Origin of the sequence: Streptomyces sp. NPDC052101 (genome assembly GCF_040680235.1) — a bacterium.
GTDB lineage: Bacteria > Actinomycetota > Actinomycetes > Streptomycetales > Streptomycetaceae > Streptomyces.
In genome coordinates this window covers 1-24,791 of sequence record NZ_JBFAWH010000043.1, presented here as the reverse complement: position 1 = coordinate 24,791, position 24,791 = coordinate 1, and the positions used below count along the sequence as shown (strand labels likewise).

The following is a 24,791-nucleotide window of genomic DNA, read 5'->3' as shown; positions in this document are numbered from 1 at the left end:
GGAGTACCTGTGAACGACTGTGCCTTGTCGAGGCAATCACCTGCGGAGAGCGGCGTGCCGAGTGCACCGGACACCCGACCGCTGCACGAGTTGTTCGCCGCTCAGGCGGCCCGCACTCCTGACGCGATCGCGGTCGAGACCGCCGCTCCCGGCGCGCTGGGCGCCCTCACGTACAGCGCCCTGGAGCAGCGGGCCGAACGCGTGGCGCATCGGCTTCACGCGCTCGGCGTCGGCCCCGGCGCTGTCGTCGGCGTGTGCCTGCGGCGCGGACCGGACCTGCTCGCGGCTCTCCTGGGCGTGTGGAAGGCGGGAGCGGCCTATCTGCCGCTGGATCCCGGCCACCCCGCCGAGCGGCTGCGCTGGTGCGTCTTGGACACCCGGGCCTCGGTGGTCCTCACCCTCGGAGACGCTGCGGAGGCTCTGCCGAGCCTGGACGGCACCCCTGTCGTCGCGCTGGACGATGCCGGTGCGGAGGAGGGCAGGCAGGGGGGCCTTGGCTTCGCGTCCCAGGCGGGTCCCGCGGATCCGGCCCGGCCGGCGTACGTGCTCTACACCTCGGGGTCCACCGGCCGTCCCAAAGGCGTCGTGGTGCCGCACGCGGGCATCGCCAACCGTGTGCGCTGGCTGGTGGACCGCCACGGGCTGGGCACCGGTGACCGCGTGCTGCAGAAGACCACGATCGGTTTCGACGCGGCCGCACTGGAGCTGTTCGCCCCGCTGATCAGCGGAGGCCGCGTCGTGCTCGCCCCCGAGGGCGCCGAAGGCGACCCGGCCGCGCTGGTCCGCGCCGTAGCCGACGGGCGAATAACGGTTCTGCAGGCGGTTCCCTCGGTGTTGCGAGCCCTCGCGGACGCGCCCGGTTGGGCCGACTGCGGCGCGCTGAGGCTGATCTTCAGCGCCGGCGAACCGCTGCAGGCGGAACTCTGCCACCGCCTGCTGGCGCGCGCCGCTCAGGCACGGATCTGGAACACCTACGGCCCGACGGAGTGCTCGGTCGACATCACCGAGCACGAGTTCGACCCGGCCCAGGCCACGGGTCCGGTGCCCATCGGCCGCCCCCTCGCGCACCTGCGGGTGCTGATCCTCGATCCGCGCGGCCTGCCGGCACCGCGAGGCGGCGTCGGCGAACTGCACGTGGGCGGCGTCGGCCTCGCGCACGGCTACCTCGGTCGCCCCGGGCTGACCGCCGAGCGTTTCGTTCCCGACCCCTACGGGCCTCCCGGCTCCCGGCTGTACCGCACCGGCGACCGCGCGCGGTGGCGCGCGGACGGCGCGTTGGAGTACCTGGGGCGCCTGGACCAGCAGGTGAAGGTCAACGGTGTGCGCATCGAGCCGGGCGAGGTGGAGGCCGCGCTGGCCGCCCATCCCCGGCTGGAGGCCGCCGTGGTGGCGGCCCTCCCGGGCCGCGAGGGCGGCCAGCGGCTCGCCGCCTGGGTACAGGCGCGCGGCACCCGGCCCCTTCCCCAGGAGCTGCGTGCCTTCCTCCGCCGCACTCTGCCGGAACCGCTCATCCCGTCCCTCTTCATAGCCGTCGACGCCTTCCCGCGGACCCTCAACGGGAAGATCGACCGGTCGGCGCTGCCCGAACCCCGGCACGGTGAACCGCTGCACGCCGAGCACATCGCCGCACGCGACGAGGGCGAGCGGGCGGTCGTCCAGGTGTGGGCGCAGATGCTGGACATCCCGGGCGACACGATCGGCGTGCACGACGACTTCTTCCAGCATGGCGGCTCGTCACTGCTGCTCACCCAGCTCGCCGAACGGCTCTTCACGGCCACCGGCCGGCGGGTCGCACTGCGCGCCCTGCTGACCGCGTCGACGGTCGAGCAACAAGCGGCTCTGCTGGCAGCGGCTTCCACGGCAGGCCCCGACGGCGCCGACGCGACGCTCTCGGCAAGCTCCGCGGCGATCACGCCGGTCCCGCGTGACCAGCCGCTACCGCTCTCGTACGGCCAGGAGGGGATGTGGCTGTCCGAGCAGATGCAGCCCGGCAGCCCCGAATGGGTCGCGCCGCTGTGGATCCGCCTGCCCGCGGGCTGGACCGAGGAGACCGTCCGCGCGGCCCTGGCGGCACTCGTCGAGCGCCACGAGGCCCTGCGCACGCGCTACGCCGTGCGCGACGGCGATCCCGTCCAGATCATCGACCCGGCCGACGACAGGCCCGAGCTGCGCGTCGTCGACGCGGCAGGGTCCCACGAGGTACGCACGGCGCTGGAGGCGGAGTTCGCCCGCGGCTTCGACCTGGAGCGGGGACCGGTGTGGCGGGCACTGCTGGTGCGTACCCCCGGCAACGAGCCCGCACTCGTTCTGAGCATCCATCACATCGCCTGCGACGGCTGGTCGTCGGTGGTCCTGGAGCGCGACCTGCTGGCCCTGGGCGAGGCCGTACGCGGCGGTGCGCCCGCGGACCTGCCACCGGTGCCGGTGCAGTACGCCGACCACGCGGTCTGGCAGCGCCGCCGCCTGGACGCGGACGTCCTCGACGAGGAGTTCGCCCACTGGCGTGCCGTACTCGACGGCAGCCCGGCGCTGGACCTGCCCGCCGACCGCCCCCGCCCCAGCGAACGCGACGCACGGGGTGCCGCGCACACCTTCACCGTGCCGGCCCGCGTCGTCGAACAGGCCGAGGCGCTCGGCCGCGGCGTCGACGCCACGCTGCACCAGACGTTGCTCACCGCGTACGCCGTCCTGCTGGCGCGTCTCACCGGCTGCATGGACCTGGCCATCGGCATCTCGGTCGCCGGTCGGCATCGCCCAGAAGTAGCGCAGACCGTGGGTGTCTTCCTCAACACCCTCGTCCTGCGCTGCAGACTGGACGGCGACGACACCGCCGCCGAGGCCGTGGCGAAGGTCAGGGAGACCACCCGGGACGCCCTCGCCCACCAGGAGATGCCGTTCAGCCGGCTCGTACAGGAGCTGGTACCGGAACGCGATCCGTCGCGCACCCCCCTCTACCAGGTGATGTTCAACTTCCAGGAGGAGGGCCGCACCTCCACCAACGCCTCCGGAACCGATCTGGACACCGTCCGTGACGCCTGGCAGAGCGCCCGTACCGACCTCACCCTCGTGGTCCAGCGCGAGAGCGACGGCGGCCTGCTGTGTGTGATGGAGTACGCGACCGCGCTGTTCGACGCGACCACAGTGGAGCGGTTCGCCGCCTACTGGGCGCAGCTCCTGGAGTCGTTGGCGGCCGCTCCCCGCGCGAACCTGACCGAGGCGAGGCTGCTCCCTCCTGGCGAATCCGCCCGGCTGCTGGCCCTCGGCGCCCCCGAACCGCGTGGCGAGGGTGCGCTCGTACCGGACATCTGCGTTCACACGGCGTTCGAAGAGACCGTACGCAGGATGCCGGACGCCGTCGCCGTCGTCCACGACTCGGCGGTGTGGTCGTACGCCGATCTGGAAGCCCGCGCCAACCGGATCGCGCACCGGCTGCTCGAACTGGGCGCCGGACCGGAGACCACCGTGGCCACCATGCTCGACCGGGTCCCGGACCTGATCGCCTGCCTGCTGGGAGTCTGGAAGGCCGGAGCCGTCCACGTTCCCCTCGATACGACGGTCCCCGACGAGCGCCTGGCCCACATCATGGCCGACGCGGGCGTCGGCGTCGTCGTGTCGGACCTCCAGGGCACCGGGCGCCTCGGCCGGCTCCGGAACGTCCCGGCGCTGGCCTTGGACGACGACACCGCCCTGGCCGCGGCCGGCACCACCCCGCCGGTGTCCGACCTGACCTCCTGCCACCTGGCGTACATCCTCTACACCTCGGGCTCCACGGGCCGGCCCAAGGGGGTCGAGGTCCAGCACGGCTCCCTGCTGCGGATGCTGCTGGCCTCACAGGACCATCTGGACTTCGGTCGAAGGCCGGACGACGCGTGGCTCGCCTTGGCCCAGCCCACGTACGACATCTCCTTCACCGAGCTGGTCATGCCGCTCGTCGCAGGGGGCCGTGTCGTCCTCGCCGACCAGGAGCAGAGCGCCGACCCGGCGGCCCAGCTGGAGCTGATCGAAAAGCACCGGGTGACCCACCTGCAGGTCTCCCCGTCGCACTGGCGCATGCTCATCGACGCCGGTCTGGAGGAACGCTCACTGGTCGGCCTGACCGGGGGCGAGCCGTGCCCACCCGCGCTCGCCCGCGAGCTGGCCCGCCGCCTCACCCGCTTCATCAACGAATACGGCCTCACCGAGACCACCATCGCCACCACCCGCTGCGACGTGGGCACCGACGCGCGCGCCGTCCCGATCGGGCGCCCCTACCCGCACACCACCGCTCGCGTGCTCGACTCCCATCTGGGCCTGGTGCCCGTGGGGGTGATCGGCGAGCTGTGCATCGGAGGCGCCGGGGTGGCCCGCGGCTACACCGGACAACCGCGGTTGACGGCCGAGCGGTTCGTGCCCGATCCGTTCGGGCCGACGGGTGCCCGGCTCTACCGCACCGGTGACCTCGCCCGCGTACTGCCCGACGGCACGCTGGCCTTCGCCGGACGCACCGACGACCAGGTCAAGATCCGCGGCCGGCGGGTGGAGACCGGGGAGGTGCAGTCCGTACTGGCCGAACACCCCGGCCTCGCCGACGTCGCCGTCACCGTCCACGGCACCGGCGACGAGGCGCGGCTCATCGCCTACTGCGTACCCGCCGGTGACCGGCTCCCTCCTGAGGCCGAACTGATCGAGCACTGTGCCCGGTACGTGCCGGAGCACATGCTGCCCGCGCTGGTCGTACAACTGGAAGCGTTGCCGCTGACCCGGCACAACAAGGTCGACGCCGCCGCGCTTCCGGCTCCGGAGATGGCCGATATGTCGCACGATGTTCCCTACGTCGCTCCACGAGGACCGGCGGAGGAGACGATCGCCAGGGTCTGGGCCGACGTACTGGCCGGGCCGGACGGACACACGCCGCGCATCGGCGCCCAGCACGACTTCTTCCGGATCGGCGGCGACTCGATGGGAGCCGCCCGCGTCGTCGCCAGCCTGCGTGAGGAGTTCGATATCGACCTGCCGCTGCGTGTCCTGTTCACGCAGTCGACGGTGGCCGAACTCGCCGTGGCGGTCGAGGAGGCGCTACGGGCCGACATCGCGGCACTCAGCGAGGCCGAAGTGGCCGACGCCTACAGGGAGTACCACCCGTGACCACACCCTCCGAACACGACGCGGTCCCCGACCGCGGCACCGACCGGCGTGAAGAGCTCCTCCGACGCCGCCTCAGCGGCGGCGGACCCCGCCGCGTCATCCCGCGCGTCTCCCGCCGCACCACGCTCGCCCTGTCCCCCGGCCAGCGCCAGCTGTGGTTCCTGCACCAACTCGACCCGGCCTCCCCCGCCTACCTGCTGCCCCTCGTCCACCGGTTGCGTGGACCGCTGGACACCGACGCGCTGGACCACGCCCTTCGAGCCCTCACCGAACGACACGAGATCCTGCGCACCCGTTTCGGCCTCGTCGGCACCGAACCCCACCAGATCATCGATCCGCCGGGGCGCGTGGACTTCCACCGTACGGAGCGCATCGGACTCGACGACGACGAGCGCGACCGCGTGGCGGCGGAGTTCGCGGAGCGGGAATCGCTGACCCCCGTCGATCTGGCCGCCTGTCCGCCACTGCGCGTGCGCCAGGTCGCCTTCGCCCCGGACGACCACCTGCTGGTGATGGTCTTCCACCACATCGCGTGCGACGCGTCCACCCGCCCACTGCTCATGGCCGAACTCGCCGAGCTCTACCGCGCGCGGATCGAGCACCGGGCCCCTGCGCTGCCCGCGCCCACCCAGTACGCCGACTACGCGGCCTGGCTGAACACACGGCAGGACAGCCCCGAGGCACGCCGAGACCTCGACTGGTGGGTCGAGCAGCTGGGCGGAGCCGCCCCGCTCGATCTGCCGGTCGACCGCCCCCGGCCGGCCGTACCCTCGTGGGAGGGTAGGGAGGACCGGTTCACCGTGTCGGCCGCGACCACGGGGCGGCTGCGCGAGTTCGCCCGTGATCGCGGCGCTTCCCTGTTCATGGTGACGCTGACCGCCTTCCAGGTCCTGCTGTCCCGCTACACGGGCACACGGGACGTCACCGTGGGCACCGCCGTGTCCCTGCGAGACCGGCCGGAGCTGGTGGCCATGGCCGGTTACGCCTACAACAGCCTGGCCCTGCGGGCGCATTGGGACGGACACGCCTCCTTCGCGCAGCTCGTCGACGACAACCGGGAACGGCTCCTGACCGCCTTCGACCGCCGGAGCACCGCCTTGGACCGGCTCGCCGAAGAGCTGGCACCCGAACGTGCCCCCGGAGCCACACCGCTGTTCCAGGTGATGTTCGACCTCGCGGCCGAGGACGGCGCAGACGCGCTCGGGCTGCCACACATCGAGGCAGTGCCCATCCGCCCGATCTGCCGCATCTCCCGCTTCGACCTCACCATGCACCTGGAGGAGCGCTCGGACGGCTCCCTGGAAGGCTTCGTGGAGTACCCCACGGCCCTCTTCGACGCGTCGACCATCCGCCGCATGACGGGCCACTACACGCGGCTGCTGACCGCCGCCGTCGCCACGCCCGGGCTACCCGTCGCCGCTGTGGACATCTTCGATCAGCAAGAGCGCGCACTGCTCCTGGACGGGCCGCGCCAACCCGTGGGAACCCGGGCCGCCCTCGATGCCGGCGCGCTGCGCCCGATCCACGAGGAGATCACCCGTCAGGCGCTGGCTACGCCCGAGGCGGTCGCCGTGGTACACGGGGAGCGCCGGGTCACCTACCGGGAACTGGACGCCTTGGCCGGCCGCATGGCCGGGCGGCTGCGTGCGCTCGGTGCGGGACCCGAGGAGGCCGTCGGTGTCCTGCTGGACCGGACACCGGAGATGGTCGCCTGCCTCCTGGGCATCTGGCGGGCCGGTGCCGCCTATGTGCCACTGGACCCCGGATATCCGGACGAGCGGCTGGCGTACATCCTGGCCGACACCGCCACCCGGGTCGTCGTGACCGAACGCCGCCACACCGACCGGACGAACGGCGTCGACGCCCAGGTCGTCGTGATCGACGACCCGGCCGAACAGGGTGCCCTGCGTCGCTGCGCGGCCCCGCCACCTCCGGCGGGCGGCTTCGACCTCGACAGCCTGGCGTACGTCATCTACACCTCGGGGTCCACCGGTCGACCCAAGGGCGTGTTGGTCTCCCACCGGGGCCTGGCCAACTACGTGGGGTGGACGGTGGACGCGTACGCGAGCGCGGGGGAAGGCGGTGCCCCGCTGTTCTCCTCCATCGCCTTCGACCTGGGCGTACCCAATCTCTACACCCCGCTGATGGTCGGTCAGCCGGTCCACCTGATCGACCAGGACTTCGACGTCGCCGATCTGGGCCGCCTGCTCCTGGCGGGGGCGCCGTACGCGTTCGTCAAACTCACCCCCGGCCACCTCGACCTGCTGCTTCAGCAGCTGCCGCCGGACCGGGTCTCCCGGCTGGCCGGCCTCGTCATCGCCGCGGGCGACTCCTTCACGAGTCGGCTCGCCGAACGCTGGGCGCGGGCCGCGGGACCGCAGGGGACCGCGCTCGCGGCCGAATACGGCCCCACCGAGATCACCGTGGGCAACTCGGCCTACTTCATCGAAGGGCCGCCGCAGACCGAACTGGTCTCCATCGGCCGTGCGATCCCGCATACGACCATGCTCGTCCTCGACGACGACCTGCGGCCGGTGCCGGTCGGCTGCGTGGGCGAGGTCTGCATCGGGGGTGTCGGCCTGGCCCGGGGTTACGTCGGCAGGCCCGGGCAGACGGCGCAGCGGTTCGTACCGGACCCGTACGGGCCCGCGGGGTCCCGGCTCTACCGCACCGGTGACCTCGCCCGCGTGCTGCCCGACGGCAATGTGGACTTCGTCTCCCGGACGGACCATCAGGTCAAGTTGCGCGGCTACCGGGTGGAGCTCGGCGAGGTCGAGAGCGTGCTCGCCGGCGACCCCTCGGTAGCCGAGGCGGTGGCCGTCATACGGGAGGACCAGCCAGGCGACAGGAGGCTCGTCAGCTACCTGGTGCCCACCCACGACGCCGATCCGTCCGCACTGGAGCCGGCCCGCTTGCAGGCCCGCCTCGCCGAGTCGCTGCCCTCCTACATGGTTCCCGCGGCCTTCGTCATCCTCCAGGCCCTGCCGCTGACCTCCAACGGGAAGCTGGACCGCGGCGCGCTGCCGGCGCCGGGCCGCGGCGCCACGGCCGTGGGGGACCACGTGGCGCCCCGCTCGGCGGCGGAACGCGCGATGGCGGAGGTGTGGACGCGGACCCTGGGGGTGGAGGACATCGGGGTCCACGACAACTTCTTCGATCTCGGTGGTGACTCCCTTCGCGCCGTCGCCCTGGCCGGAGCGCTCCGCGAAGGGGGGCTGGCGGTGACGGTCCGGGACATCATCGAACACCGCACGGTGGCACGGTTGTGTGAAGCCCTCGACCACGGGCAGGGCCGACAGGCCGCGGCCCCGCTGCAGCAAGTGGCCCCCTTCGCCCTGATCGGGCAGGACGATCGGCGCGCCCTGCCCGCCGACGCCGTCGACGCGTACCCCCTTTCCCGCGTCCAGGCCGGGATGTTCGTGGAGATGTTCGGCGGCAGCGGGCAGAACCACTACCACAACGTCACGTCATTCCGGATCCGCGACAAGATCCCGTTCGATCCCCACGCCTTCCGCTCGGCCGCCGACGTCGTTGTGGCGCGCCACGAGGTGATGCGAACCTCCTTCGCCCTCACGGGTTTCTCCCAGCCACTGCAGATCGTGCACGGGCACGCGAGGATGCCGGTCGTCCACCACGACGTGACGCATCTGCCGGAGCCCCAACGGCAGCAGGCCCTGGTGGACTTCTGCGACCGGGACCGACGGGAACTGTTCGACATCTCCGTCGCGCCCCTGATGCGGATGGCCGTACACGTCGTCGACGACGAGAGCTGGTGGCTGTCGATCACCGAGTGCCACCCCATCATCGAGGGCTGGAGCTACCACTCCCAGCTCATGGAGATGCTCCGCGCCTACGAACGGATCCGCGACGGGCAGGAGCCGGCCCTCGCACCGGTGCCGCACACGGTCCGCTTCGCGGACTTCATCGCCGCGGAGCTGCGCTCCCTGGCGTCGGACGAGGACCGCGCCTTCTGGCACCGCCTCATCGACGGCCACGAGCAGTTCCGGATCCCCCGGGAGTGGACGGGCGGCTCCGGCTCGGACCGCGAGCGGTACCGCATCGACATCCCGCTGCACGAACTCGAACCCGGCCTGCGTTCCCTCGCCTCGGCGACCGGAACCTCGTACAAGAGTGTCCTGCACGCCGCGCACGCCAAGGTGCTCGGTCTGCTCACCCGGGCCGGGACATTCCGCGGGGGCATGGTCATCGATGCCAGGCCCGAGGCGTCCGGTGCCGATCAGGTGTCGGGCATGTACCTGAACTCGGTGCCCTTCCCCTACGACCGCACGGCCCGCACCTGGGGCGAACTGGTCCAGCAGGTCTTCGACCGGGAGGTCGGGCTGTGGCAGCACCGCCGCTTCCCGATGCCCTCCATGCGCCGCGCCGCCGACGAGGGGCACCTCGTCGACGTGCTCTTCCACTACCTGGACTTCCACCAGATCGACACCGACCTCGTCGACATCGCGGCCAGCCGTGACGACAGCCCGAACGAGTTCCCCCTCGTGGTCGGCACACCCTCGGCAGGTCACCTCAGCATCGCCTCGGACACCCGCACCCTGCGCCGTGAACACGGCGAGCGACTCGCCCGCCTCTATCGCGCGGTGCTGTCGGACATGGCCGCCGAAGGCCCCGCCGGTGAGGCGCTGAAGGGATACGCGTACGGCCTGGAGGCGGACTCGGCGACCGGCACCGCGCGCACGGGCCCCGAACCGGTCGACGCGCTGGCCGCATTCGAGGCACAGGCCCGGCGGACCCCCGACGCCATCGCCGTTGTCGCAGGGGGCGAGCGGCTGACGTTCGGCCAAGTCGACGTCCGTGCCAATCGACTGGCCCGCCGGTTGATCGCGCTGGGCGTCGGCGTGGAGAGCAGGGTCGGTGTCCTGCTGGACCGGGGACCGGACCTCGTGGTGGCCATGCTGGCGGCATGGAAAGCGGCCGCGGCCTACGTTCCGATCGACCCGTGTGCCCCGCAGCCGCGCCTGCACACCCAGCTCGCCTCCGGCGAATGCGGCATCGTCATCACCGAGAGCGCTCACGCCATGCGCGTTGAGCCGCTGCGGTCACTGGTCCTCGACACGCAGGAAGAACGGGCGGCACAGCAGGCAGAGCCACCGGATCCGCCCGCCCGCGACGGCGCGGCGCGCGACGGCCGACGGCTCGCCTACATCCTGCACACCTCCGGCTCGACGGGAACGCCGAAGGCCGTCATGGTCAGCCACCATGCCCTCGCCCACTATCTGGACTGGGCCACCGATGCCTATCTCACCGGCCACCCGGGAGGCGCGCCGGCCTTCACCTCCGTCGGCTCCGACCTGGGCGTGACCGCCCTGTTCGCGCCGCTGATGAGGGGGCGGCCGGTCCACCTGCTCCCGCAGCGGTTCGACCTGGCGCAGCTGGGACAGCTGCTCACCGAGCATGCCCCCTACGCGTATGTCGGACTCACCCCCGGCCACCTCGCCCTGCTGGAGGAGCAACTGAGCGACGCGCAGCTGGCCGGGCTGACCGCGGTGCTCGCCTGTGCGGGCGACGCCTATCCGAGCGCCCAGGCCAACCGGGTGCGGGCACGACTGGCCCGTCAGGGCAGCCGGACCCGGCTCGTGTCCGAGTACGGGCCCGCCGAGGCCACCGTGGCCGCCGCCGCCCACTTCCTCGACGGGCCCTCGCGGCGTCCCCTGGTGCGGCTGGGGCACGCACTGCCCGGCACGACGCTGCGGGTTCTGGACGAGAACGCCACGCCCGTCCCCCTCGGGGTCGTCGGGGAGGTGCACATCGGCGGCCCCGGCCTGGCCCGCGGCTACGCCGGGCAGCCCGCGCTGACCGCGGAACGCTTCCTGCCCGATCCGTACGGTCCGCCGGGAGCACGGCTGTACCGCACCGGGGACCTCGCGCGCGTGCTGCCCGACGGTGAACTGGAGTTCTGCGGCCGCGCCGATGACCAGATCAAGGTGCGCGGACACCGGGTGGAACCCGCGGAGATCGAGGCCGCACTCCGCGCCGACCCGACCGTGCACGACGCGCTGGTCGCCTCCGTGCCCTCGCCGTCCGGGGCCCCGCGCCTCGTCGCGTGGGTGGTCCCCGCCGAGGGGCCGGCCGTGCCGCCGGCGCCTGCCCGGCTCCGCGACCGGCTGCGGGCAGTGCTGCCGGCACCACTGGTCCCAGCGTCCTTCGAGACGGTCGCCGCACTGCCGCTGACCGAGCACGGCAAGCGGGACCGCCGGGCCATGACGCCCCCCGCCTCGGGGTCCCGAGCGGACACCGCGGTCAGCCCGCCCTTCCGGGCCCCGCGCACACCCACACAGCGGCAGCTGGCCAAGGCGTGGGAGCAGACGCTCGGCATCGACCGGGTCGGCCTCGACGACGCGTTCCTCGATCTCGGCGGCGACTCGCTGATGGTGCTGTCCGTCCTGTCCGCCGCCCGTCGGCTCGGGCTGGACGTGGACTTGGCCACCGCCCTGAAACACCCGACGATCGCCGCGCTCGCCGCGGCCCTGGACGGCGCCCGGGCTGCGGTCGGTGGCGCCCCTACGGAAGGCTGATTCCTGTGGAAGAGCGCCCAGCGCGCCATCTGATCTCCCTCGAAGACCTGAGCGATGCGGATCTGCGCGCGCTGGTGGAACGCGGAGTGCGCTATGCCGTGGAGGGCGCGGGGGCACAGCACCCGCTTGAGGGACTGGTGGCGGGCATCTACTTCACCAAGACGTCGACCCGGACGCGCACGGCGTTCTCCACGGCGGTGCTCCGGCTGGGGGGATCCGTCGTCACCTACGGTCCCGGCGACCTCCAGACCAACACGGGCGAGACCGCCGAGGACACCGGCCGGATCATGTCCCGGATGCTGGACCTGCTGGTGACCCGCACCGCCGGTGACCCGCAGGAGATGCGGATGTGGGCCCGCCAGAGCCGGATGGCGGTGGTCAACGCCATGAGCGCCGAAGAGCACCCCACACAGGCGCTGGCCGATCTGACCACGCTGACCCGGCACTTCGGGCGCGTGGAGGGACTTCGAGTCCTGTACGTGGGCGAGGGCAACAACACGGCGGCCGCACTCGCCCTGGCTCTCAGCCGCTATCCGGATGTACGACTCGAACTGCGCACCCCGCCTGGTTACGGGCTGTCGGCCACGATCGCGCAGACGGCTCGGCGGCAGGCGTCCCGAAGCGGGGCAGCGGTGCAGGAGCGGCACGACATGGATGCGCTCCCGCCCGGTTTCGACGTCATCTACACCACGCGGTGGCAGACCACGGGCACCACCAAACCGGATCCGCGTTGGCACGAGACCTTCGCGCCGTTCCGGGTCGGTCAGGAGCTGTGGCACGGCAGCCCGCAAGCCGTCTTCATGCACGACCTACCGGCCCACCGGGGGGAGGAAGTCACCGCCGACGTCCTGGACGGGCCGATGAGTATCGCGTTCGACCAGGCGGAGAACAAGGCGTACAGCGCGATGGCCGTCCTCGACTGGTGCCGCCCTGTCCGGCCGCGCCATGCGGACGGGGAGCCGCGCACGGCCATAGGTACGGGGAGGACATGACACTCGCCGAGACACCGACCGATCCTCCCGTCCCGCTCCGGCACAACCGTGACTTCCACATGCTGTGGGGCGGGGCCGGGCTCGTGGTCCTCGGCGGCCGGACCACTGCTTTCGCCTATCCCCTGACGGTCCTGTGGACCACCGGCTCCGCCCGGACGGCCGGGCTGGTCGGGTTCGCCCTGCTGCTGCCCTACCTGCTGATCCAGCTCCCGGGGGGAGCAGTGGTGGACCGCTGCGACCGCAGACGGCTGATGCTGCTGTGCGCCACCGGCTCGGCGCTGGTGGCAGCGGGGGTCGCGGCGGCGCTGTTGTCGGGCGCTGTGTGGCTTCCGCACCTGCTGGCGTCGGCGTTTGCGGAGGGCTGTCTGCTGACGCTGTACCAGCTGGCGGAGCGGGCCGCCGTACCCGCGGTGGTAACGCCGGAGCAGCTTCCCTCCGCCCTGGTGCGCAACGAGGCGCGGACCAGGGCCGCATCGGTGCTGGGCCAGCCGGTGGGAAGTGGACTGGCCGGTGTGGCCGCCGGTCTGCCGTTCGTCTTCGCCTCCGTCGCACACGCCGCCTCGCTGGGGTTCCTGGCCCGAGCGCGCGGACCGTTCCAGGAGGTGAGCGAGGTTCCGCGGCGCACCATCGCCTCCGAGGTGAGGGAGGGGCTGAGGTGGCTGTGGGGGCAGCACTTCCTGCGCGCGGTGATCGCGGCCATCGCCGTGACCAACGTGCTGTTCCAGGGGCTCAATCTCTCGGTGATGGCCGCCATGAAGGGCGACGGGCGGTCGGCCCTGTCCATCGGACTGGTGACCATGCTCAGCGGCGCCGGCGGACTGGTGGGGTCGCTGAGCGCCGGCAGGTGGATGCGGCGGTGCACCCTGCGCACGCTGGTGGTGGGCGGGCTGGTGGCCTGGACGGCCCTGATGGTTCCCGTGGCAGGCCTTCACCAACCGGTGGTGCTCGGCGCCCTGTTCGCAGCCAGTGGATACGTGGGCGGCGTCTTCAACGTCGTCGCCGGGGTCCTGCTGACCGGCACCGCGCCCAGCCACATGCAGGGGCGGGCCAACAGCGTGGTCATCCTGGTCAGTTCCGGGGCCATGGCGACGGGACCGCTGATCGCCGGAAACCTCCTGGAAGCCGTCGGCTCCGCCCGTACGATCCTGATCTTCAGCGTGGTCATGGGCATCACCGCCCTGCTGACCGCGCTCTCCCCCGGGGTTCGCGCCGGCGCGGCCCTTCCGGTGCCGAAAGAGTGACAGCGCACGGCGGGTGCGTTTCCGGCGTGGCCACCGAGAAGAAACGCACCCGTGCGGGGAGGACGGCCCCACCCCCGGACAAGCGCAGGAGGTGACGTCACGTGGAGGCGACCACCGCCAGCCCCGTACACGACCCTCTCGTCATCCATACCCTGAACGCCACGCTCCGCTCCACGCTCACGCCCGGCGCGCTCGACTGGCTGGAGGAGTCCAGCACCCTCGTCGCCAAGGACATCACGCTGCTCGGCGACCACTACCGCCAGGCCGACCCTCGGTGCGGCCGACGACCACTGCCCGGCTGGAGAGGCTGGAGCCGCACCGACGGCGCTCGCGCCCGGCTCCTGATGAGTGCCGAGCCGGACGGCCCTGAACTGGTCGCCACGGCCGGCTCGCTCTACCTGCGCGGAGACCCGGCCGAGCGGCGTGGCATCCTGCACGCCTTACCGTTCCTCGCCATCGGAAACAGAGCACTGCCCATCGTCGACGACGCGCTGGACACCGACGACAGCCGCCTGGTCCGCGCCGCGCTGGGCCCCTACGCGGGAGCGTACCTGGACCAGACCCGTTGGCGGCAGGCCGTTGTCAAGTGCCTGACCATGGGCATTCCCCTGATCGGTGTCGCTGGACTCGACAAGCGCCGCGATGCCGAACTGGCCCGGATGGGGGAGGCGTTCGCCCGACGGCAGCGCACCGCGGGCAGACCCGTCCCCCCTGACGTCTGGCTCATCACCCGCCCCCGTTGAACTCCACCGAGCGACGACACGGCTCCGTGCTACGCCCAGGCCCCAAGGCGTGTCATCCGCTCTGCGACACCGTCCGCGGTCGGCGCGTCCGTGCGGCCTACGAAACAGCCGTCGACCAGGAAGAGGACGGTGTCGGCGAAGGAGGCGGCGACGGGGTCATGGGTGACCATCACCACGGTCTGGCCGGTTTCGTCGACGCAGGTCCGAAGGAGGTCCAGTGTCTGCCTGGCCATGATGGTGTCGAGCGAACCGGTGGGCTCGTCACCGAGGACGACGTCGGGCCGCGTGACCAGTGCCCGCGCGATGGCGACGCGCTGCTGTTGTCCACCGGAGAGCTGGGCCGGACGATGATCCGCCCGGTCGCCCAGGCCGACTCGGTGCAGGACGTCCGTCACCCACGTCCGGTCATGCCGTGTCCCGGCCAACCGCAGAGGCAGTGTCACGTTGTCCCAGACACTCAGGGCGGGGATCAGGTTGAACGACTGGAACACAAAGCCGACGCGCTGTCGGCGTAGGCGTGTGAGCTGCTTCTCGTCCAGGCGGTCGAGCCGCGCGTCGCCGATCCATGAGGACCCCGACGTCGGGGTGTCCAGCCCGGCCGCACACCGCAGAAGGCAGCTCTTGCCCGATCCCGACGGCCCCATGATGGCCGTGAAGGTCGAGCGCGGAATACGGACGGAGACATTGTCGAGTGCGCGTACCTCATGCCCGGCGTGCCCGTAGATCTTGCTGACACCTTCCAGACGAAGGGCATGGGTGGAGGCGAAACCCTCCGCAGTCCCCCGCTGGTCGCCGCGATGTGTCCTCATGGACCCCTGCTCCTGACTTCGTCATCGACATGTCGAACGCCGGACGTGCTGTGCGAACTTCACAGGACGTCATGGGGACGGAACGTGCGGCGGAGGTCGGGATGCAGGTCTTCATACAGCGGTTCCAAGGCGTCATGGATGAACAACTCGCGCACACGTGCCCGTGACACACCTCCGGTGTCCGTCCTCGGCACATCGCCCGGGCGGACGAGGACGAGGCCGCCCATGGCGATCCCATGGGAACCGGCGATGGCCTCCCGGATGGTGACGGCCAGGTCGGACAGGTTCTCCATGGAGGAGGCGGCGGGTTCGCACTCGTGCACGGCGACGACCTCCTGGCCTGGCACCGCGACGGTGAACACACTGCCGGCCAAACCGCTGAGGCCCTTGTCCAGGGACTCGATGAAATGCTCAAGATGCTGCGGGTACAGACGTCGCCCCTGCAGAACGAGAACGTCCTCCAGGCGCCCGGACATGAAGATCTCTCCGTCCAGCACCGCTCCCAGGTCCCCGGTCCGCAGAAAGCCCCCCTGCCCGTCTGCGGTGACCGCCCGGAAGGTGGCTACGGTGGCGTCCTGCTTGTTCCAGAACCCTCGGCCCAGGCTCCTTCCCCGTAACCAGATCTCGCCGATCCTCCCGTCGGGCACGACGCGGAACGTGTGCGGGTCAACGACGCGCACATCGACGCCGGCGGGCGAGCCCAGGCCGACGAGGCGCGGTGCATCGGCGTCGGTACCCCTGGTGAGAACATCGGCCTCCAACGCCCGCCGGTCGGCCTTCATGATCGACGCGGTCGTTCCGGGGGCCGACACCGCCACGAGGCCCGTCGTCCCCGCAGATCCATAGCCCGCCCGCCACGCCGAGGGCCGAAAGCCCGAAGAAGCGAAGCGCTCCTCGAACCGGGTCCGTGTGCCTGCCCCGGCCGGTGTGTCCAGGGTGCAGGCGTGCCGCCAACCTGACAGGTCCAGCGCCGCGGCCTGTTCCAAGGTCACCTCCGCCGCGCACAGGTCGTACGCGAATCCCGGTGCGATGCCGACCTCGGCGCGCCATCGGCTCATGGTCCGCAGCCACAGGAACGGCTCACGCAAGAACGTCTCCGGAGACATCAAGACCGCGGTGGTGCCCGCATAGAGGGCGGTCAGCAACGACTCGACGAGTCCTGTTCCCCGCTGTATCGGCAACCAGTTGGCGAACACGCTGTCCGGGGTCAGCCCAAGGGCCCGACTGTGGCTGTCCAGTGCGTGGACCAGGTTGTCGTGACCGATCATCACCCCGTACGGCTCGGCGCCGGCTCCCCACGAGTTGCGCAGCAGAGCGAACGGTTCGCGGGAGATCAGCGGTCGGCACCATTGGTCGGGCGATCCGGTGACGGTGTCTGTGGCGGTGCACAGTATCCGGTCCAGTCCCTGCTGGCCCGCCCAGTCCGCCACCGTCCCGAGGTGACTGCTCTGTGTGAGAACCATGCGCGGGTCGACGTCGAGGGCGATGCCGGTCGCTTCTTTCAGATGGTGCGGCCGACCGTCCGGCATCGGAGCGGGTACCGGGACCACCCCCGCGTACAGGCAGCCCAACAGGCTCCTGATGAATTCCAGACCGCTCGGGTACAGCAGGAGCGCGCGATCCCCGCTCGAACAGCGCTCCCGGAGCCATGCGGCCCGTGCACGCGCCGCCCGATCGAGCTCCCCGTAGGTGATGGATGTCTCGTGCGCCCGGTCCCCATCGTCGTCGTGCACGAAGACGGCCGCCGTGCGGCCGGGGCTCCTGCTGGCGTGGCCCATGACGACGTCCACCATGTTGTCTCGCATATCCGCCCTTCTCACCGGTCGGCTCCGTCCAGTCGTCCGGCTACCGATGCCGACCGCCCGCGTACTCCCGTCGCCCGTAGGTGACACAGGTGGGTCCGTTCAGCCGCTCCAGCGCCTCCCGGCGTTCCCTGACGGTCCCGTCGGCTGCCGCGCGTTCGCGGACGTAGCAGCGCATGAGACCGTGCAGGGTGTAGGCGAACTGTCCGGTGCTGTCGTCCTTGACCAGATCCACCACATGGGCGTCCACCAGCTGGTCGATGGCGTCATCCGCGGCATCCAGGGGAAGGTCGAGGAGCAGGGCCGCCGTCCATGTGGAGAAGGTGGCGGACTCCACGAGGGACAGCAGGCGCAAAGCGCGCCGGGCCGAAGGCGTCAGCCGCTCATAGCTGGAGGCGAGGACCTCGCTCAGCGCCAGGTCCGCGATCCGCAGTTCGCTGACGCGGCGGAACGTTTCGGCCAGCCGCTTGGTCAACCGGTCCAGTGGCCACTGCGGGCGGGCCGCCAAGCGCGAGCCGGCGATCCGAAGAGCGAGCGGCAGCCGAGCACAGCATTCGATGAGGGCCTGAGTCTGCTGCGGGCAGGCCGCCAAGCGCTCCGCGCCGACAATGCTCTGCAGCAGCTGTTGGGCTTCGGCCGATGAGAACGCTCCCAGCGTGACGGGCCGGACTCCCGGCAGGGCGGACAGACGTGTCCGGCTGGTCAGCAGCACACCGCACCCGGCAACACCCGGCAACAGCGGGCGAACCTGTGCGTCGTCGGCCACGTCGTCGAGGATGAGCATGGCCCTGCGGCCGAGGAGTCGGCTGCGGTACAGCTCGCTGCGTCTTTCCTCGTCGACGGTGGGGTCGGTTCCGCCCATCCCGAGGAGCACAAGGACCTTGTCCATCGCCTCCGCGGGCGTCAGGGGGTTCGGGCTGCTGCCGCGCAGGTCCACGAACAGCTGGCCGTCGGGATAGTGGCCCGAGAGCAGTTGGGCGACCTGAAGGGCGACCGCCGTCTTGCCCACTCCCGGCATGCCGACGACGGCCCCCACCGCGGGCGGGCTCGTTCTGCTCGCAGGGGCTGACATCAACTCCCTGAGTTCCGACACCTGTGCCTGCCTGCCGGTGAAGTCAGCCGGCGCCGCGGGCGGCGGGCCGGGTGCGCCGCCGTTCCTCGTGCTGAGGTGCTGGCGCTGCGCGGGGTGGGCGAGCGCCGGATCGTTCACCAGAATGGACTGGTGGAGATTGCGCAGGCCAGGCCCGGGATCAACGCCCAGCGACTTCGCGAGTACATGCCGCGTCTCATGGAAGACCGCAAGCGCCTCGCCCTGCCTGTCGCACCGGTACAGCGCGGTCATCAACTGGCAGCGGAGACGTTCTCGCAGGGGATGTGCCGTGATCAGTTCGATGAGTTCGGCGATGAGTTCGGCGTGGCGGCCTAACGCGAGATCCGCGTCGATACGCTCCTCAAGCACCGCGAGGCGTAGTTCCTCCAGGTGCGGACGCTCGCTGTCGGCGAGGGGGGCGGTGACGCCGCCCAGCACCGGTCCCCTCCATGTCGTCTGCGCGGCCCGCAGGAGTTGGGCCGCGGAGGCGGCGTCGCCGGCTTTGGCGGCCAGTCGGCCCTGCGCGGCAAGCCGCTCGAACTCCAGGAAATCAACGGTCACCTGGTGGTCGAAGGCGTCCTCGTTCGCCGGCGTCTCCGAGGGCGTGCTCAGCAGGTATCCGGGAGGCTGCCGGATCACCTGCGCAGCAGGCCCGATGAGGTTCCTCAGCCGCGACATATACGTATGGATCTGGGCGGTGAGCGTGGCAGGCGGCATCTCGCCCCATAACCACGAAGCCAGCTGCGAGTCGCTGACCACGCGGCCCCGGGCCAGCACCAGCGCAGCGAAGGCCGTACGGAGTTTGGGGCCGCCGAGCGCGACCCTCCTCTGGCCTTCCCACACCTCCACCGGACCAAGAATCTGAAACCTCATATTCCGCCCCCGTCATACTCCACGCGCGGTCATGCGGGGCCGGTTCGTCTCATCGGCGCCACTGAAGCGTTGACACCGAGAGTCAAACGATCACCTCACCTACCCCAACTGGCGCTGTCTACAACTCTTCCCGTACGTCATGTCTGCCGCCTCCCGATGTGAGGTCTCGGGAGACGCTCGAACGTCTGCGCTTCGGGCATGGTCGACACATTCGGCGGAAGGTCCGCCCTGTCCCGGTCCCCCGGTCAGGCAGGCTCCGGTCCGTTCTCCGATCGGTGAGGTCGCGGCCCGTACGGAACCTCACGTCAGGAGTCGGCACGTTGATGGGCCGTCGACCATCTGGGGTTCGCCGGCTGCCATGGGGCCGGATTTGGGTCCCTGGTTCAGGCCACAAACGCTACCCAGCGGATGACTCTGCGTCAATTGATCCGCTGAGGTGGTCCCGGCGGCCCGAGAATCCCCTGTGCTCGGTCCGGCCTTCGCCAGGGTGGAGACATGGGCCGGCAGGAGATGACGAAGGGAGGCCGCAGACGCAAGACCCCGATGCCGCCAGGACGGGATGTGTATCGAATGTGCTGGTCACAGCCATCGTTCAGGGCCAGTGCGAGGACGGCCGCCGGGTAGCGGACTGCGACTTGATACCCGTCGACGTCCACACGCCGACCTCGCAGTGCACGTCGCTGGGCCGACCGTCTGAGGGATCCCTCGTGCGATGTGACGCTTGAAGCAGCGGATGGCTTCACGGCAGGTCCCTGTGGTCGCCTCCGGCCGACGGTCCGAGTCTTTGCAGCGCGTCGAACGGGAGACCGGGGCGCTCGCGTATCCGCCCGCGTCGGTGACCCGGTTGCCGCATGGCTCGCTTCGCCGAGGAAGCGAATCCGCAAGGTGGCCGTTCGACTCTCAATTCGCGCCACGCCGCGACGGGCGCTCCGCTGATTCGCGTTGAGGGGCCGGTTCGTGACACACAAGCGCTTTGGCCATGGAAGGCCACATCCGGGCGACCTCCAGTAGCGTCGCCGGGCTGCCATGGATCACACCAGGCAGTGGGCAGGGGTCGGACGGTGACGCACCGGTGAGTTTGGCACGCCGGGCCTGGCCTAGTGTGCCGGCGAGTGCGGCTGCGGCAAGCCGGTCGCTGCGGACTCCTGCCTGCCGGGCGTGCCGGTGCGCCTGCTGGTAGGCGCCGGGCTGGACGTATCGCTGCAGCTCCAAGAGCGCGTCATACGTCTCGATGGTCTGTCTGTGCGCCTGCAGCGCCAGCGGCGAACGCGGTCGCAGTACCTCCTGCAGGCGCGTCCGCTGCGGTTCGGCGAGAGCCACCTGCGGCACCGCCGTCACAAGGTCGCGCCATAGCGGCCACAACTGCCAGGTGGTCCGCAGCACGGCCGTTGAGCGGACGGTCGCCCTCACGATGGGAACCACGAGCGATGCCGCCCGGAACATGCCGTGGAAGCCCATGATCACCGATAGGTACGGGAGCATGGAGGTTGTGTGGCCACACAGTCCCCAGAAGTAGCCGCACCAGAAGACGACGGATAGCAGGCTTCCCACCGCGAACAGCCGCAGCGACCAGGCGAAATCGCGGTCGTCCGTCCGCAGGCTGAACCGCCAGCAGACCACGAGTGCGACAGCGTCGCTGGCAAGATGGGCAAGGATGAGGATCAGCCAGTAGACGAAGAACGGATCCGCGGGTCCGAGTAAGCGCATCGTCGATTCGCGCGAGTGATGCATGACTGGTAGCAGGTCCAAGGCCGGCAGCGAGCTGAGGGCCCCCGTCAGCCCCACCACTACGGAGATGTACAGACCGCGCGTACGCCTAGGATCGATCATGAAAAGCAGGACCAGGCCGGCGCTGAGGACGCCGAGCTCATTGCGGGCCAGGCTGGCCATGTGCAAGTCGATGCCAAGGGCTTGCAGGAACCTGAGAATCCCGGGCTGGAACAAGGTGATGGCGATGGTCGCAGTCAGGACCGCGAGCCACAGCCCTCGCTGGCGGGGCTGACGCAGCGCGGGCACAGCCCGCAGGGCGAGGGCGCCCCACAGGGCGAACACACTGCAGAGGCCGACCTGATCCGCCAGCTCACTCACGGTCATCGGTTATCAGTCCCAGAAAGGAGCCGATGCGTTCCAGGGGACCAGCCGACCGACGGGGGTTGCCAGCGCTCTGTATCAGACTGGCGATCATCTCTGCTTCCTGTTCTTCGGCAGTCGTGTAACTGGTGCGGGCCATCAGCCGCTTGACGAGATGTGACTGCAGATCGTTGAACACAGGACCGGCGAATGCGCCGCCCATGTCCATGACGCCTCCGTGGTCACACAGCACATGGGCGAGTTCGTGCAGGATGATGTGTTGCTGGTGGAAGGGTACGGTCCGGGTCTCGTAGAACACGTAATCCGCGTCGTCGGTGCCCAGCCACAGCCCGCACGCTCCGGCGGACGCCACTTGGTCGGGTAACTCCCTCAGAATGAGCGGACGCCCTCTGAGTTCCTCCACCCGCTCCCGCACCGCGTCCAGGGTGAGCGAACGATGTACACGGAGATCACGCAGGATCGCCGTACAGCGACCTTGTAAATCGCTGTACTCGTCCCTTCTCCTCACCCGGCGTCTCTCTTGACCGCGCCGGCCGTGGCTGCCACGACGCACTCAGCTGTCCTGTTCGGCAGAAGCGGGTCGGGCTTCTCCGCCACCGGATTCGCCGGACATCGCGTTCACCAGTGCCAGCAGGGCGTCGAGCCCTGCCTCCGACAGTCCGTCAGCGCGAAAGGCCAGCTTGCGTACCTTGTTGTTTCCCAGGGCCACGGCAAACTCCATCTGGCGTCTGACTCTGTCGGAGACCTCCTCATCGGTGAAGTAGTCCGGGGTGACCCCGAAGTGCTCTGCCAGCACCCGCAGATGCTCCCGAGTCACGTTGTGCTTTCGGCCTGTCGCGAGTTCCCAGAGGTAGGTCGCCGAAAAAGTACGTCCGGTACTCTCGTGAATCTCCGCGGCGATCTTGCTGTAGGGAGGCCTGCTGCCCCGATAGTACGCGTTGATGATGTCTTCGAGCCGTCGAGCCAACGACGACGGATCGGTGGCGCCGCTGCCAGCGCTGCTACTCCGGGCCAAGTCTTCCAACTCCACGCGAGGGTACTCAGGGTGGACAGTGCGTACCCCAATCGTAAGCCGCTGCCTGCGACCTGACCAGAAGGGACCGAGCGTTGAACGCCCCGGAAGCGGCTCGGTCCTGTACCGCGTTCCCCGCCGTCTACGGCCGCGAAAGGGCCTCGTCGTGTCCCGCGTCTCGCCTGCCCCGCACGCTGGCTCATCGACTTGGAGAGCCGTCCCGCCAGGCGGTGGCGGCGTGAAGGCTGACTGCATGAGGAACGGCATGGCTCTGGCTGTCGTGCGGGATCTGCGGCCGGAGCTTCGGCTGGAGACCGCCGAGGAGATCGCCGCCTTCGAGCAGGACCTGCTGGCCGAGTTCGTCCTCGCCCGCGCGGATACCTGCTGCTGGAGCGGATCCGGCAGGCCGAGCAGGACGCACCGAAGCCCATGAAAGGCTTCGCCAGCTTCCTCCGCCAGGACCTCGACACCGTCACCGCCGGCCTCACCCGTCCATGGAGCTCCGGCGTCGTCGAAGGACACGTGAACCGGGTGAAAACACTCGAGCGAGCCATGTACGGCAGGGCCTCGTTCGAACTGCTCCGGACCCGCATCCTTATTCAGCCGTGGCTGTCGGAAGTGCGACCAACCATCACACCGAGTTCTCACGGATCAGTTCGATCCAGGCCGAAGGCAGGTGCTCCCCTTCAGCCCGGCCGTAAACCGCCGGCCAGACACAATCAGCAGGCGCACAGGGGTTGGCGAGGCTCAGCCCACGTGCGGCGGACAAGGACACCGCACTGCGATATCCGGTCTCGATCAGCGTGCCGTGCGTACCGGAAGACCAGACGTGGCCGAGACACTGGGGGTACCGGTGCCCGTGTCGCGGCAGTCCTTCGGGACCGCCGGGAACGCTGTGACCGTCTCCGGCGCACCCTTGCCGCCCTCGACACGGGTGACAAGCTTGGGTGCCGTCGTGTTCGCACCCGTTATCCGCGCCAGGATGCCGGCGTCAGCGGGCAGCGCGGGGTGGTCTTTGTCCAGCGGCATCAGCACCGTCCTCTCCTTGCCGTCGTCGTAGACCGACGTGAAGGAGACCCGGGGCCCGCTGGGGCGGTTGCTCATGTGCGCCAGGGTGCCCGCCCCGATGGACTGCACGCGGGTCGCGGTGCACTTGTCCGCCGGGGGCTCACCGCCCGTGGCGGCCTGCGGGTCGAAGGAGGTGATGATGCCGTCCGCGCTCAGGACGACGTAGATTGCCTTTCCGCCCGGGTCGACGATCTCCTCCCCGGCGTAGACGTGGGACAGCCTGCCGTGGCCGTCGTCGACCGCGTGCGTCTGAAGGGTCAGGAAGGCACCGCCCGCAGGCCGCTTCAGTTTCGCCCGCCACTGGTTCTTGCCGGTCTGCTCGACGATCGCGGTGTAGCCGCGGGCGATCGTGAACGTGCCGGGCCCGCGGAACTGGTTCTTGCCCGAGACTGCGATCCAGTCCCCGAAGTGCCCCTGCGGGGTGAGGAATGTGTACTCGCCGTTGTCCTGGAGCGCCGCGGTCTCACCGTTCGCGTCGATGACGCTGGTGCCGTAGTAGGTGACGATCCGGCCCCAGTAGTGGGAGGCCGAGACACGGTAGATCTCCACGTATCCGCCACCGGAGGCGAGCTGCTCGGTACGGACCATGGTGCCGCCTGGGTTCTGCCCGGCCACGACACCCTGGTGCGCGGCGGGTGCGGCCATGGCGGCAGGCACAGCGCCCACGACCGGGACGAGGACGGCGACCGTGGCGGCGCACAGCAGGCCGAGGCGCCGAGCGCTCGGACGAGTCAAGGACATGATTCCCCCTGGAATGTGTAACGGTCGGTGGTTCATCCCCTCGCGCGCTGTGCCTTCCGGCGCCGGAGCGGGCCATCCGGTCACGATGTCCCTCGGTCGCCGCAACACTGGTCAGGCGCGCGATGTGATCATCCTCGCCTGCCATCTTGTGATGGCCTGTGCCGGAATCGTCACTGCCGCGTCACAGGCGGGCGGATGCTCGACCGCCGGCCGCGGCTTCAGTGGTGGCGGGAAGCGCCTGGCATGGTGCGGCGTCGTCGTGTGTGCAACTGCAGGATCCCGGTCCATGTCCCGGCCACTGCAGAGAACACCCTGCTGAAACGATCCCGCGTTCCCGCCGCTGACCTGGGGATTGACGGAACTGCGGCCAGAGCCAGATTCAAATATCCCCATCAACGGCACACCCCCGGACCGCAAGTGCTTCACGAACGCCGACGAAAACGTGCTACGCATCCTCGTCGACACAGCCGAGCGAGCTGGCCGGGCACAGGCCCAGGTGTGGGCGCTGGTCGAAGCGACCGCCGACCCCGAACCGCCCCTGGTGATCTGGCCGGCCCGTACGCTCGATGACTGCTCAGAGGTCGTTTTCTCCCGATGTTTCATCCCGGGATGCGGATTTGATCCGGTGATGTCGGGTCGCGCCAGGAGATGGTGGCCTCGCCGGTCAGA

Annotated in this window: 13 protein-coding genes and 1 pseudogene; 7 read left to right on the top strand and 7 right to left on the bottom strand. The window is 70.3% G+C overall.

Annotated elements, in window-relative coordinates; translation table 11 throughout:
- Positions 1-54 precede the first annotated feature (54 nt).
- From AB0L75_RS39070 to AB0L75_RS39050, 5 genes are all read left to right on the top strand, one after another.
- Entirely contained in the window at positions 55-5,124 is a 5,070-nt protein-coding gene (locus AB0L75_RS39070; RefSeq protein ID WP_365190935.1) for an amino acid adenylation domain-containing protein, read from the top strand.
- On the top strand, positions 5,121-11,660 hold the full coding sequence (locus AB0L75_RS39065; RefSeq protein ID WP_365190933.1) for an amino acid adenylation domain-containing protein: 6,540 nt from the start codon (positions 5,121-5,123) through the stop codon (positions 11,658-11,660). Before AB0L75_RS39070 ends, AB0L75_RS39065 begins: the two co-directional genes overlap by 4 nt.
- A complete protein-coding gene (locus AB0L75_RS39060) occupies positions 11,660-12,652 on the top strand; it encodes an ornithine carbamoyltransferase (RefSeq protein ID WP_365190963.1) in 993 nt (330 codons plus the stop codon). The genes AB0L75_RS39065 and AB0L75_RS39060 overlap by 1 nt, the downstream gene beginning before the upstream one ends.
- Positions 12,649-13,893, top strand: coding sequence for an MFS transporter (locus AB0L75_RS39055; RefSeq protein ID WP_365190931.1), 1,245 nt, complete (start codon positions 12,649-12,651; stop codon positions 13,891-13,893). The genes AB0L75_RS39060 and AB0L75_RS39055 overlap by 4 nt, the downstream gene beginning before the upstream one ends.
- Positions 13,894-13,994: 101 nt before the next feature.
- A complete protein-coding gene (locus tag AB0L75_RS39050) occupies positions 13,995-14,636 on the top strand; it encodes an EboA domain-containing protein (protein WP_365190929.1) in 642 nt (213 codons plus the stop codon).
- 29 nt (positions 14,637-14,665) lie between these two features.
- Here AB0L75_RS39050 and AB0L75_RS39045 read toward each other — a convergent pair whose 3' ends face one another.
- From AB0L75_RS39045 to AB0L75_RS39020, 6 genes are all read right to left on the bottom strand, one after another.
- Positions 14,666-15,445: an ABC transporter ATP-binding protein gene (locus AB0L75_RS39045; protein ID WP_365190927.1), complete on the bottom strand. Its 780-nt coding sequence runs from the start codon at positions 15,443-15,445 to the stop codon at positions 14,666-14,668.
- Between the two features lie 59 nt (positions 15,446-15,504).
- The gene (locus AB0L75_RS39040; RefSeq protein WP_365190925.1) at positions 15,505-17,250 is read right to left on the bottom strand and encodes an AMP-binding protein; all 1,746 of its coding nucleotides are present in this window, start codon (positions 17,248-17,250) and stop codon (positions 15,505-15,507) included.
- A 40-nt stretch (positions 17,251-17,290) separates the two neighbouring features.
- Positions 17,291-19,186, bottom strand: coding sequence for a BTAD domain-containing putative transcriptional regulator (locus AB0L75_RS39035; protein WP_365190924.1), 1,896 nt, complete (start codon positions 19,184-19,186; stop codon positions 17,291-17,293).
- A 924-nt stretch (positions 19,187-20,110) separates the two neighbouring features.
- A complete protein-coding gene (locus AB0L75_RS39030) occupies positions 20,111-21,298 on the bottom strand; it encodes an MAB_1171c family putative transporter (RefSeq protein WP_365190922.1) in 1,188 nt (395 codons plus the stop codon).
- Entirely contained in the window at positions 21,291-21,716 is a 426-nt protein-coding gene (locus AB0L75_RS39025; protein WP_365190920.1) for a regulator component, read from the bottom strand. Before AB0L75_RS39025 ends, AB0L75_RS39030 begins: the two co-directional genes overlap by 8 nt.
- A gap of 138 nt (positions 21,717-21,854) precedes the next feature.
- Positions 21,855-22,331, bottom strand: coding sequence for a hypothetical protein (locus tag AB0L75_RS39020; RefSeq protein ID WP_365190918.1), 477 nt, complete (start codon positions 22,329-22,331; stop codon positions 21,855-21,857).
- 247 nt (positions 22,332-22,578) lie between these two features.
- Here AB0L75_RS39020 and AB0L75_RS39015 point away from each other — a divergent pair, with 247 nt between their 5' ends.
- Complete coding sequence (locus AB0L75_RS39015) at positions 22,579-22,746, top strand: hypothetical protein (RefSeq protein ID WP_365190916.1); 168 nt, start codon at positions 22,579-22,581, stop codon at positions 22,744-22,746.
- 8 nt (positions 22,747-22,754) lie between these two features.
- Positions 22,755-22,910 (top strand): annotated as a pseudogene (locus tag AB0L75_RS39010) (ISL3 family transposase); the annotation flags it as partial.
- A gap of 201 nt (positions 22,911-23,111) precedes the next feature.
- Here the strand turns inward: AB0L75_RS39010 and AB0L75_RS39005 are convergent.
- Complete coding sequence (locus AB0L75_RS39005; RefSeq protein ID WP_365190914.1) at positions 23,112-24,122, bottom strand: hypothetical protein; 1,011 nt, start codon at positions 24,120-24,122, stop codon at positions 23,112-23,114.
- Between the last annotated feature and the right edge of the window lie 669 nt (positions 24,123-24,791).